Annotated in this window: 10 protein-coding genes; 5 read left to right on the top strand and 5 right to left on the bottom strand. The window is 70.7% G+C overall.

The features are described 5' to 3' along the window. Window positions 1-136 precede the first annotated feature (136 nt). On the bottom strand, window positions 137-1,621 hold the full coding sequence (gene dacB / locus FL344_RS19210) for a D-alanyl-D-alanine carboxypeptidase/D-alanyl-D-alanine-endopeptidase (RefSeq protein WP_141619538.1): 1,485 nt from the start codon (window positions 1,619-1,621) through the stop codon (window positions 137-139). Window positions 1,622-1,770: 149 nt separating this feature from the next. Here dacB and rdgC point away from each other — a divergent pair, with 149 nt between their 5' ends. Both rdgC and FL344_RS19200 read left to right on the top strand, forming a co-directional pair. Beyond that, window positions 1,771-2,418 (top strand): recombination-associated protein RdgC, encoded by a 648-nt coding sequence (gene rdgC / locus FL344_RS19205; RefSeq protein ID WP_141619537.1) that lies wholly within the window; start codon window positions 1,771-1,773, stop codon window positions 2,416-2,418. After that, window positions 2,405-3,094, top strand: a complete 690-nt coding sequence (locus FL344_RS19200; RefSeq protein WP_011553182.1) for a hypothetical protein — start codon at window positions 2,405-2,407, stop codon at window positions 3,092-3,094. The genes rdgC and FL344_RS19200 overlap by 14 nt, the downstream gene beginning before the upstream one ends. Window positions 3,095-3,103: 9 nt before the next feature. Here FL344_RS19200 and FL344_RS19195 read toward each other — a convergent pair whose 3' ends face one another. Then, on the bottom strand, window positions 3,104-3,808 hold the full coding sequence (locus tag FL344_RS19195) for a TVP38/TMEM64 family protein (protein WP_141619536.1): 705 nt from the start codon (window positions 3,806-3,808) through the stop codon (window positions 3,104-3,106). Beyond that, window positions 3,801-4,226, bottom strand: a complete 426-nt coding sequence (locus FL344_RS19190; protein ID WP_043612819.1) for a GAF domain-containing protein — start codon at window positions 4,224-4,226, stop codon at window positions 3,801-3,803. The genes FL344_RS19195 and FL344_RS19190 overlap by 8 nt, the downstream gene beginning before the upstream one ends. A 181-nt stretch (window positions 4,227-4,407) precedes the next feature. On the opposite strand from FL344_RS19190, the gene FL344_RS19185 reads away from it, so the two are divergent. Beyond that, window positions 4,408-6,609 carry an ATP-binding protein gene (locus FL344_RS19185; RefSeq protein WP_141619535.1) on the top strand — a complete coding sequence of 734 codons (2,202 nt, stop codon included), beginning with the start codon at window positions 4,408-4,410 and terminating at the stop codon, window positions 6,607-6,609. Here FL344_RS19185 and FL344_RS19180 read toward each other — a convergent pair. Next, window positions 6,597-7,004, bottom strand: a complete 408-nt coding sequence (locus FL344_RS19180; protein WP_141619534.1) for a hypothetical protein — start codon at window positions 7,002-7,004, stop codon at window positions 6,597-6,599. The genes FL344_RS19185 and FL344_RS19180 overlap by 13 nt on opposite strands. A gap of 290 nt (window positions 7,005-7,294) precedes the next feature. Here FL344_RS19180 and FL344_RS19175 point away from each other — a divergent pair, with 290 nt between their 5' ends. After that, window positions 7,295-9,595, top strand: a complete 2,301-nt coding sequence (locus tag FL344_RS19175) for an SO2930 family diheme c-type cytochrome (RefSeq protein ID WP_228565183.1) — start codon at window positions 7,295-7,297, stop codon at window positions 9,593-9,595. Window positions 9,596-9,638: 43 nt separating this feature from the next. Here the strand turns inward: FL344_RS19175 and FL344_RS19170 are convergent, their stop codons facing one another. Further along, entirely contained in the window at window positions 9,639-10,922 is a 1,284-nt protein-coding gene (locus FL344_RS19170; protein WP_141591971.1) for an endonuclease/exonuclease/phosphatase family protein, read from the bottom strand. 253 nt (window positions 10,923-11,175) lie between these two features. Between FL344_RS19170 and FL344_RS19165 the strand changes: the two genes are divergently transcribed. Then, window positions 11,176-11,982: a hypothetical protein gene (locus FL344_RS19165; protein WP_141619532.1), complete on the top strand. Its 807-nt coding sequence runs from the start codon at window positions 11,176-11,178 to the stop codon at window positions 11,980-11,982. Window positions 11,983-11,986: the final 4 nt, after the last annotated feature.

The following is an 11,986-nucleotide window of genomic DNA, read 5'->3' as shown; positions in this document are numbered from 1 at the left end:
GGAAACGCGCACGCAGCCTGCCACGTCCCTTGGGACGGGAAACGGCTTCGTTGCGTTGGGAATGCCACCGTGCGCCGGGTGTTCGCCCGCGCCTCCGCCGTGCAACCGTTGGGAATGAGACGGTGCGTCCTGGCCGTCAGCGCAGCGGCAGTGTGACCAGCCCCGCGGCGAACCGGTCGAACGCCTCATTGGCGGGCAGGGCGGTACCGTCGTCCATGTTCCCCAGCATCAGCGCGAAGACGACGCGTGGGTGACGCGCGTCTCCCGGCCGGTCCACCACGCCCACGAAGCACCGCTGGCCGGACAGCGTGCCCGTCTTCGCGCGGATGTGGCCCGCGGTGTCGGCGGTGACGGGGCGGGCCGCGAGCGTGCCGTCCAGGCCGGCCACGGGCAGGCTGTCCAGCAGCGCGGTGCCGTAGGCTTCACGCAGGCTGGTGAAGATGACGCGCACCAGTCCCCGCGCGGTGGCCAGGTTGTACCGGGACAGGCCACTGCCATCCACCGGGCGCAAGTCTCGCGAGGGGATGCCTCGGCGGGTCAGCTCCTCCGTCAGCGCGGTGCGCAGGGCGCCATAGCTCTCCGTGCCCGTGAGCTCGCGCGCGAAGCGCAGACCCAGGCGCTCCGCGTACAAGTTGAGGGATTCCTTGTTCGTCACCTTCACCAGTTCGGACAGCGGCGGGCTGACCAGGGTGACCAGGGGCGCGGGCACGGCGGGTTGCAGCGGCGTGGGCGCCTCCAGCGTCACGGGCAGCCGGGGGATGCCGCGCGCGAGCAGGGCCGCCTCCACGCAGGCGGAGAAGAGCTGCTCGGGCTCGTCCACCGACAGCCTCACCGCGGCGGAGCGGGGGCAGGTGTCCGCGGTGGAGCGCCACAGGCAGCGCACGCCGGGGCCGCCACGCTGGCGCACGCAGGCCAGGGAGGGGCGCTCCGCGTTCGTGTCCACGCCCACCACGGCCGTCAGCGTCGCGAAGGCGGGGGTCACCTGGATGGTGGGGGGCTGCGCGCAGTCCGCGCCCGCGGCCCGGGACAGCGCCACGTCCACCACGTTCTCCCGGAAGACGAAGGCCGTTGGCGCCGCGCTGTAGGCATAGGCGGCGTCATCCCAGGCCCAGCCGGGGCCGAAGGGGAACTCCGCCTCCTTCGCGCCGCGCACGCGCACCTGCCCGCGCCACTGGCGGATGCCGCGCGCCTGGAGGGCGTCCGCCACCTGCTCACACGCCAGCGCCGTCTCGGGGAAGCGCCACGAGCCCAGGGACGGGTCCCCCGTGGGGTCCACCACGATATCGCCCAGGAAGAGCCCGCCATCCAGCGTGCCCTCAAGGGCCACCGGCGTCTGGAAGCGGAAGTCCGCGCCCAGCGCGGAGAGGACGGCCGCGGTGGAGACGACCTTGAGCGTGGATGCGGGCAGGAGCCGGACGTGCTCGCGGTGGGTGAAGAGTGGCTCGCCCGTCTGTGCGTCCACCACGTAGGCGCTGGCCAGGGCGCCTTCGGCCTCCAGGGTGTCGAAGAGCGCGCGGGCCAGGGAGGGAAGGGTGTCGCCCTCGGGTCGTGTCTCGCGGAAGCAGCCGGAGAGTACGAGGGGGGCCACGAGCAGCAGCGAGACGGACAGGGCGCGGCGCATGTCGCCCGCCACGCTACCGCCGTGGGGCGGACCTGTCATTCGGCTGGGGACAGGCCGCTTGGAAAGGGAGCGCGGCCACGAGGAAGGCGCCGCCAGCCACATCGAGTGCCTTGACGGCACGGCGCGCGCACCCCATCCTGCCGCGCCCCATGCCTGTCCTTCGTGGTGCTGTCACGTTGTCGCGCTTCCGGGTCGAACCGGCGAAGGAAGCGCCTTCGGATGTCAAACGCTGGCTGACGCGCGGCCTCAAGGCGCACGCGTTCGAGCCCATCGACCGCCGCTCCGAAGAAGAGCGCGCCGTCGGCTTCGTGGAGCTGGAGAACGAGGAGTCCAGCGAGTTCTCCGCCGGCCGTCTCTACTACGGCGAGTACGCCCTGTTCGCCTTCCGCATCGACACCATCAAGGTGCCGGCCGCGGCGCTCAAGGCGGAGCTGGCGAAGTGGGCCGCCGCCTTCGAGAAGGAGAATGGCCGCCCGCCCAGCCGCGGCGAGAAGACGCAGAGCCGCGGTGAAATCCGCCAGATGCTCCGCATCCGCGCCACGCCCCGCACGTCGACGGTGGACGTGAGCTGGAACCTGAAGACGCAGCAGGTGCAGATCTGGTCCGCGTCGCGCAAGGTGGTGGACGAAATCACCGTCGCGCTGGAGGGCGGGCTGAACGTGAAGTTCTTCGGCATGACGCCGTCGGCCATGGCGCAGACGGCGGGCATCGATGATTCCCTGCTGGGGCCCACCACGGAGCTGATTGGCATGGACCTGCCGGCGACGGCCGGGGAGGTGGCACATGGCGAGGCGTGACGAGGCGCGGGCCGAAGCGGCCTTCATGCGCGGTGATGTCGGCGTGGACGGCGGCGCCACCGAGGAGACGAAGGACGAGGCCGAAGTCGAAAAGGGCAAAGCGCAAGACCAGTTGCTGCGTGGCCGCGCCTACCTGGGCCGCGAGTTCCTCACGTGGCTCCTGTGGCGCACCGAGGCCGGCGGGCCGCTCGTCGAGGTGGAGGGTGAAGGCGTCAGCGTCCTCTTCATGGGCCGCGTGGTGCTGCGCGGCGTGTCCGGCGAGGTGACGGAGATGAGCGCCAAGGGCACCCTGGCGCCGTACTCCGAGCAGGTGAAGCACTCGCTGGACCGCGGGCTGCTGGTGGCCCAGGCCCGCCTGCGCTTCACCCAGGGCGAGAGGGAGTTCGAGGCCACGGTGGACTCCGAGTTCCTCGACATCCGCGCGGGCAAGCTGCCGGCGCTGATGAGCGAGGAGGAGGATGACCAGCTCTCCGAGCGGCTCCTCCTGATGGAGCAGCTGGCCGCCATGGTGGACGCGCTGGTGCAGGACTACCTGTCGGTGCGCGCCAGCAAGGGTTGGAGCAAGACGGTCGTCCCCGCGATGAAGGAGTGGATGCGGGGAGACGAGCAGGGCGCGGACGCGCTCGCCAAGGCGGCCCGCGCCCGGGGCCGTGACGCTCGCACGGCGCGGAGCTGAGCGGAGCGTCTAGCGTGTCGCGGGGTCCGGATGCGGCGGTGTCCTTCGCCGCATCCAGGCCAGCGCCAGGCCGGGCAGCAGCACCATGCCCGCGAAGAGAAGCAGGAACGACTCCAGCCGCGCGGCGCTGGCGCCCAGCGCGGCATAGGTCACCGACACGCCCAGGTTGGCCAGGGCGCTCACGGTGAGGAACGTCCGGGGGCGCATGCGGCTGGTTCCCGCGAAGAGCACGGACGTCTCCGCCAGCACCGGCACCGCGCGGAAGGCGAGCAGGAACCAGGGCCCCATCCGTTCGGCGGCGCGGGTCAGCCGGCCCAGCTCGGCGTCACCCGCCATGCGCCGCAGCGCCGCCGTTCCGGCCCGCGCGCCCAGGCCATAGCCCACCACACAGCCCGCCATCATCCCCAGCCAGGACGTCGCCGCGCCGACCCAGAAGCCCAGCAGCCCCCCTGCGGCCGTGCCCACCAGGCTGGAGGGCACCGGCAGCACGGCATCACCGGCCAGCAGTCCCCCGAGCAGCAGCGCCACCTGCCAGGAGGGTGGCCGCGTGGCCAGGAAGTGTTCGGACGCTGCCTCCAGGCTGTCCCCGAACCAGGCGAAGGGCACCAGGATGGAGGCCAGCAGCAGCCCGCTGAAGGCCGCCCAGCCCATCACGGCGCGACCGGACAGCCGGCCTTCGCCTGCCGCAGTCAGGCTTGGCGTGGGCTCAGCCATCCGCGATGGGGAGCCGGGACGCGGCGGCCATCAGGGACGTCTCGCGCTCGGCGGCCAGCGAGCCTTCCTCGGTGAAGGCGATGCCTACCACCGCGCGCACACGGCCTGTCGCATCGAGCACCGGAATCGCCACCGCCGCGCGCGCGTCCACCGCCTTTGCGCCCGGCTTGATGTCGCTGGACGTGTCCTCCTTCAGGTTGCACGTCTGCACGGGTTGCTTGCGCACCTGGGCGAGCCCCGCCATCCCCTTGCCGTGTGGCACGTGCTGGACGGCCGCCATCAACGGCGGCGGGATGTTGAGGGCAGCCACGAGGAAGAGGTCGTCTCCCCGCTGAAGGTGGACGGTGCCCGCGGTGGCTCCGTGCTCGCTGGCGAACGACTCCAGCCACGACTGGTAGGACGCGCTCTTTTCGTTCATGGCGCGCAAAACTGTGCGCCCCGGCTTCGCCCGCAGTCAACGCGCCCGGACCCCGAGTCGACGTTCGAACGCATCCTCCGCGAGACTGTTCAGCCCACGTCACTCCTGTGTCCTGGAGGGCAACTCGTCCTCCCACCCGTGCAGGATGAGGCGCGATGCTCCGCCGGAAGGACGCAGGTCGATGAAGCCGCGCTCGCTCCGCTTCTATCTCGGGTTGCTCGCGCTCGGCCTGCTGGTGCCGCTCGTGCTCTTCGCGGCGGGGGTGGTGAACCGCTTCGCGGCGTCGCAGCGCGAAGCCCGGGCCCAGGGCATGCGCGAGACGGCCCGCGCGCTGGCGCTCGTCGTGGAGCGCGAGCTGGGCCAGTCCATCCGGGCGCTGGAGGTGCTGTCGCATTCGGCCCCGCTGGTGCAAGGCGACCTGAAGACCTTTCATTCCACCTGCCAGGCCGTGGTGGCGTCCCAGGAACAGTGGGGCTCGCTCTCCCTGCTGGATGTGGAGGGCCGGCCGATGTTCACCACGGACCAGCCCTTCGGAGCCGACCTGACGGCGCTCGTGGATGAGCGGCCCTACGTGCGCGAGGTCGTGAAGACGGGGCGCGTGGTCATCTCCGACTTTCCCTACCAGCGCTTCCAGGGGCCGCCCACCGTGGTGGTGGCGATGCCGGTGCGACGCCAGGGCGTGCTCACGGGTGTGCTGGTGGCGACGTATGCCATGCAGCACTTCGACAAGCTCTGGGACGAACAGCGCGTCCCGGGGAATTGGGTGGGCACGCTGGTGGATGAGGAGGGCGTCATCCTCTCGCGCAGCCGGGGCCGCGCCCGGTTCGTCGGAACGAAGGCCCGGCCCGAATACATCGCGAACATCCGCGCGAGCCGCGAGGGCTTCTTCGCGTCGCAGACGGTGGATGGGATGAAGTCGTTCGCGGCCTTCGCGCGTTTGCAGGTGGTGCCTTGGACGGTGTCGTTCGCGGGGCCTCGCGAGGTGTTCACCGCGTCGGTGAACCAGTCCCTGGCCGCGCTGCTCATCGCGGGGCTGGGGTGTTGTGTCATCGCCACCGCCTGGGCCGCCTGGGTGAGCCGCCGCATGACGCGTCCGCTCCGCGCCCTGGCCCGCGCGGCCCGGGAGCGCCCGGACTCGGCGGATGCGTTCACCAACGTAGGGCCCACGGGCATCACGGAACTGGAGGACCTGCGGGCGACGCTCGCGCTCACCGCGGCCATGGTGATGGAGCGCGAGGACGCGCTGCGGACGAAGATGACGGAGGCCGAGGCGGCCAACCTCGCCAAGGACCAGTTCCTGGCCATGCTGGGCCATGAGCTGCGCAACCCGCTGTCCGCCATCACCAGCGGCGTGAAGGTGCTGTCGGTGACGGAGGATGCCGCCAGCCGCGAGCGGGCGCGCGCCCTGGTGGAGCGGCAGGCCTTCCACCTGGCGCGGCTGGTGGATGACCTGCTCGATGTGGAGCGGGTGAGCAGTGGCCGCATCCAGCTCCAGAAGCAGACCATGGACTTGTCGGAGTGCGTGCGGCGCGCCGTCGCGGCGCTGGAGTCCTCCGGACGGACGCAGGCGCACCAGGTGGAGGTAGAGGCCCCGCGGACCTGGCTGGAGGGGGACGCGAGCCGCCTGGAGCAGGTCGTGACGAACCTCGTGTCCAACGCGCTCAAGTACACGCCGCCCGGCGGTCGCATCCGCGTGGTGACGCGAGAAGAGCCCGGCCACGTGGTGCTGGAGGTGTCCGACACCGGAGATGGCCTGTCACCGGAGCTCCAGGAGCGCGTGTTCGAGCTCTTCTTCCAGGCGGAGCGCACCCTGGACCGCGCGCAGGGAGGCCTGGGCATTGGCCTCACGCTGGTGAAGCGGTTGGTGGAGCTGCATGGCGGCTCCGTGTTCGCGCAGAGTGATGGGCTGAAGAAGGGCAGCACCTTCACGGTGCGGCTGCCGCGCGGCCAGGTCGAACAGGCGCCTCGGCTTCAAGACGCTCCCATGGCGCCGGCCCCCGGACGCCACGTGTTGCTGGTGGATGACCACGCCGACAGCCGGCAACTCGTCCGCGAGTTGCTCGAACTGGACGGGCACACCGTCAGCGAAGCGGAGGACGGTCCCTCGGGGCTGGCGCGGGCGCGCGAGCTGCGTCCCGAGGTCGTGCTGCTGGACATCGGCCTGCCCGGGCTCGACGGCTACGAGGTGGCCCGGGCGCTCCGCTCGACGGACGAGGGCCGCGAGCTGATGCTCATCGCAGTGACGGGCTACGGCCTGGAAGAGGACCGGCGCCGCGCGCTGGAAGCGGGCTTCGACGAGCACCTGGTGAAGCCGGTGGACTTCACGCGTCTGCGTGAGTTGCTGCTGCCGGGGAAACGAACCGTGCCGGCTCACTCCACGTAGCCGGGACAGGTCTGGACCGCGGGCTGGCAGAGCTGCAACACGCGCGCTGGGGCCGTGAAGGTCTGCTCCCGGGCCTGGATGTAACAACCCGCGGGGTCCTCGTCGGGCGCGGCGAACTGACACAGTTGGACGGCCTGGCTTTGCGTGAGTGAGCCTTCGTCCTGGGCGCGCACGAAGCAGTCGGCGGGCGTGGATGACCGAGCGCCGCGGCAGAGCTGCGTGGCCAGGGAGTCGTCGAGTCCGCCGTCGGTCGCGCGCTGGTAGCAGGACACCTGGGGCACGACGCCCTGGGCGGCAGTTGCCGCTGGCACTCCCACGAGGCCGAGCACGGCGGTGAGCGCAGCGCCCGTGAACGGACGAAAGAATCGGGATGTCGTCCCACTGCCTGTCTTCATGAGGCCTCCTTTCCGAGCAATCTAGGGGCTTCCGCGCGGTGAGGCCGGCCCACGCACGGTCGTCCGCCCCAGGACAGCGCGACAAGGGAAGGGGTCGTTCCGCCGCCTGCCTTTGTCAGCGGGACTGTCAGGTGACGCGCCGTGTCCGAGGGCAGACGTCCCTCGAACGATGCCCGGGCCCACTTCACGACGACTGCCACCCACGCGGTCCGGCATCCAGCAGAGTCCGCCTTGGATGTGAGGTCCCGTCCCTGGCGTTCCGCCCCGTCGCGAACCACCACAGCATCGCCATGAAACAACGACGAACGTCTGTCCTGATGCTGCTGGGCGTGGTGGCGCTCGCTATGAGCTTGCTCGGCATTTCGCTCGCGTGTCCTGGCGCTTCGGGTGACGGTTCCGGTCGCCCAGGGGACGAAGTTGAAATCACCGACCCCTCACCGGGTGGGGGACCGGGTACGGACGGAGACGGGAGCGCACCGATGGCGCCAGATGGTGGGGGCACGGGTGCCCAGGTGCCCTTCGGGCTCGACGTGCGTCCCGCGAACCCTACGTGCGTAGCGCCTCCCCGGCCCCCGGACCCCGCGGGGGCCACCATCTCGCGCGCGTTCCCGGAGCTGAGCTTCACCCAGCCCTTGTTCGCCCTCCAGGCGCCAGGGGACAACCGCCGCATCTACGTGGTGGAGCGAGGGGGGAGGGTGCGCGTGTTCGACAAGGACGCCACGCCGCCCGTCAGCTCCGTGTTCGTCGACATCTCCGGGCAGGTGAACGTGGAGCATGACGAGACGGGCTTGCTCGGGATGGCCTTCCACCCGGCGTTCGCCACCAATGGCCAGGTGTTCCTCTCCTATGTCGGAGACAGCGCCATGGGCGGTCTACGCTCGTTCATCGTCCGCTACCGCAGTCCGGATGGTGGGGCCACCCTGGACCCGACGAGCGCGGAGGTCGTGCTCGAACAGGACCAGCCCTTTTCCTTCCACAACGGCGGCCACCTCGCGTTCGGACCGGATGGCTTCCTCTACTTCGCCTTCGGTGACGGTGGCGGACGCGTGGACCCGAAGCAGACGGCCCAGAATCCGGAGCTCCTGCTGGGGAAGATGCTGCGGCTCGACGTGGACAGCGCGCGGCCCTATGCCATTCCGCCCACCAACCCCTACGCCACCGCCGGCGGGCGGAAGGAAATCTACGCCACCGGCTTCCGCAACCCGTGGCGCTGGAGCTTCGACCGGAGCACCGGCGCGCTTTGGCTGGGCGACGTGGGCGAAAAGCTCCTCGAGGAAATCAACCGCGTCGAACTGGGCGGCAATTACGGCTGGAGCATCCTGGAGGGAACCGAGTGCGCGCGCGGCAGCGGCTGCCGCACCACCGGGTTGACGCCGCCCGTGGCCGTCTACGGTCGCGCAGAAGGCGTCTCCGTCACCGGAGGCTACGTGTACCGCGGCACCGCCGTACCGGCGCTCGCGGGCAAGTACCTCTTTGGCGACTTCGGCTCGGGTCGCATCTGGACGCTGCCGGGTGACGCCCTTCCCGGTGCAGCCGCGGCGCCCCAATTGCTCGTCACCACGACGCTCAGCATCTCCTCGTTCGCCGAGCTCAACGACGGCGAACTGCTGGTGGTGGACTTCGCGGGCGGAGGACTGCACCGCATCCACGCCTCTCTCCCCCCCGCGCCGGGTGGCGAGGCGTTCCCCACACTGCTGTCCGCCACGGGCTGCGCGGACCCGACGAACCCGAACCTCCCCTCGGCGGGCCTCATCCCGTACGGCGTGAATGCCCCGCTGTGGTCGGACGGCGCGGGGAAGGAGCGGTTCATCGGTGTGCCAGACGGGGCGGTGATGACGGTGGGGCCGGAGGGCGTGCTGGACGCGCCCCCCGGCACCGTGACGGTGAAGACGTTCCTCCTGGGCGGGAAGCGCGTGGAGACGCGCCTCTTCATGCGCCATCCGGACGGCATCTGGGCGGGCTACACGTACGAGTGGAATGAGGCGGGTACCGACGCGACGTTGCTGGAGACGGGCAAGGTGAAGACGGTGGGGGCGCAGACGTGGACGTACCCCAGCCGGGGGGAATGCATGCAGTGCCACACCGCCGCCGCGGGCTTCGTGCTGGGCCTGGAGGTCGCGCAGCTCAACGGGGATTACACATACCCGGGCGGGCGCGTCGCGTCGCAGCTCCGGACCCTGGAGCATATTGGCGTGCTGAAATTGCCGGCCCCGGTGGAGCAACTGCCCCGGATGCCTGCCTACGCCGGACCGGAGCCCGTGGAGACGCGCGCACGGGCCTACCTGCACGCCAACTGCGCCGTCTGTCACCGGCCCAATGGCCTGGGCCGCGGTGAGTTGGATCTGCGCTACTCCACGCCGCTCGCCGCAACGAAGATTTGTGGTGTGGCGCCAGAGCACGGTGAGCTGGGCGTGGCCGGAGCGATGCTGGTCGCGCCGGGAGACCCGTCGAAGTCGGTCTTGTCGCGGCGCATGCACTCGCTGTCGACGGCACGCATGCCGCCGCTGGCCAGCGCGGTGAAGGACGCCGAGGGCACGGGGCTCGTGGACGCGTGGATTACGTCCCTGCCCGCGTGTCCCGCGGGGCCCTGAGGCCTCGCGGGACGGGGGCGCCAGCATCGGTGAAGCTGGCGCCTCAGGTGGGCTGCTGGACGGTGCCAGGAGTGGGCTTGCCGTCCTTCAACCCTGGCGTCCGCACGTCGTAGTGCGCCACCACGGGTTGGTGGTCGGAGGACTCGGTGCTGCGGTCCACCTCGAAGAGGCGGGGGACCAGTCCAGGGCTGGCGTAGAGGTTGTCGAAGCGCTTGCCCGTCGCGGGCACCACGCCATTCTCATCCGGTAGCGAGGTGAGGGTGGCGCTGTCCGCGATGTCCTGGAGCCGCAACCATTGCTCGCTGCCTCGTTGCACCCGGCCGGAGCGCAGGTCGGCGCACGCCTGCTTCGGCGTCATGAGCGAGCCATCCGGCAGGCGCACCTGTGCGGTGGTGGCATGGGCGATGGTCTCCGGCAGGCCCTGCTCCAGCACGTGGAGCTCGTGCCGCAACCGCGGGTCGGCGATGTTGCCCACTCCTTCGTCCCCCACGCTGGCGTGGGGCTCGCCGTAGCGCACCTCGTATTCCTCCACCGTGTCGGTGTCGTCGTACGTCCTGAGGTGAGCCATCAGCCAGGAGCCGCCTGTCTTGATGGCGGTGTTGGCGTTGAAGTCCCCCAGCACCACCGCGTGCATGACCTCACGGTGCTGCAGCAACGCGTTGAGCTGGCGGAGGTTGCGGGCGTTGATGCCGGAGTCGCCCAGGGTGTGGTGCACGTTGTAGAGCACCACCGGGTGACCCTCCACCTCCAGGCGCACGTACAGCGCGCCCCGGTCCTCGGGAAGCTCGCAGGGGTCTCCGCCCCGCCGCATGATGGCCGCGTCCCGCTCCGCGTCGGGCGTGGCGTACGTGAAGTGCGCCGCGTCCACCAGCGGGTGCCGGGTGAGGAAGGCCTTCCCGTTCACCAGCCGCGCGCCGGGGCCGCCGTCATGCCCCTGGTACGCCAGATGGAAGCCATAGCGCTCCGCCAGGAGCACGGCGATGGGGATGTTGGCCTCCTGCAGGCCCAGCACGTCGGGCAGCCGTCCGCGGGCCTCCAGGTTGTCGAAGTAGTCCAGCAGCGCCTGGCGGCGCTGCCCACCGAGCAGGATGTTGTACGTCATCACCGTGAGCCCTGGCCCGCGCGGCGAGCGCACCGCGGGGTTGCGGACCACCAGCGTGCGGCCGTCGCCCAGCGCTCGCTCCGTATTGGGCAGGGACACCGCGGCGAAGTCCGGAAGCGTCACGGTGGTCTCCCGGCGCGGAAGGGCGCCCTCGGGCCCGTGCGCAATCCGGCCAATCAGGGGGCCGACCCCCGGCAGGTGCTCCAGCATCTCCGGAACCTTCATCGGGGCTCCTTCCGCGGGAGCGGCTGCGCGGGTTGAGGGCGGAAGGTGTCTTCGTGAAAGGCAACTGGCGCCACAGGTCCTCCTCGATGCCCTCAAGGTCTGTGCTCGCCCTCCCCATGACCAGGGGGCTCCCAGGGGATGGAGGGCTGGCCGGGCTGCTCCGTTCGGGTGGAGGGCGGCCATGCTTTCGGGCGTGCCGTCCCGGGCCTGGAGACCGAGGAAGCCCGGTCGCACTTATGGTTGAATACCGGACATGCGGCGATTGGCGTTCCTGGCGGTGATGGCTCCTCTCCTGGTGGCGTGTGCCACGACCCGCCAGGCGGTGCCCCGAAGCACCTCCTGTGAGAAGGGAAGCCTTTGGGCCTGCAACGAATGGGGAGAGCAGCTCCTCCAGGACGGAGACCGGACCCAGGCGGAGACGGCCTTCTCCAAGGCGTGTGACGGTGGCTCGACGCAGGGGTGCCTGGCATTGGGGCGCCTGCGCATGGCGGACGGCAACCTCGCGGGTGCCGAGGCGCCGTTCGTCACGGTGTACGAGACGGACAGTGAGGAGGGCGCCCTGGCGCTCGCGGACCTCTACGACGCGCGCGGTGGCGAGGCCCACGCTCGGGCAGCGGCCAGGCTCCGGAGGGAGGCACCGGCGCTGGACAAACCGGCCTTCGACTTCGCCATGCAGTACCGGGTGGGGGCCTGGCGGCCGACGGCGGACCTCGCCCTCAACATCCAGCCCATGGCCTTCCTGGAACGGCGACTCAACATCGGCTCGAACCTGGCCTACACGAGCCGGGGCATCTCCGAGTTCAACGGCTTCGTCGGCTATCAGCACTTCGTCAATGCCTGGGTGGTGCCCTACGGCCGGTTGATGCTGGGCACGGCGACCCGCGCATCCCGCGACCCGGGCTTCAACGTCGGCGCGGAGGTGGGCACGCGGCTGGCCCTGGGGTACTTCGGCCACGTCAACGTCGCGGCCGGCATGTCCCGGGCGAGCGGCAACTACATGTCCGTCGGCGTGGGCCTCAACGGCCTCTTCGTGCTGCTGATGCTGCTGCACTTACCTTGACGCT

It is taken from the genome of Myxococcus sp. AB036A (assembly GCF_006547355.1).
In the GTDB taxonomy this organism is placed as follows: domain Bacteria; phylum Myxococcota; class Myxococcia; order Myxococcales; family Myxococcaceae; genus Myxococcus; species Myxococcus virescens.
This window is presented reverse-complemented; position numbering and strand designations above follow the sequence as displayed.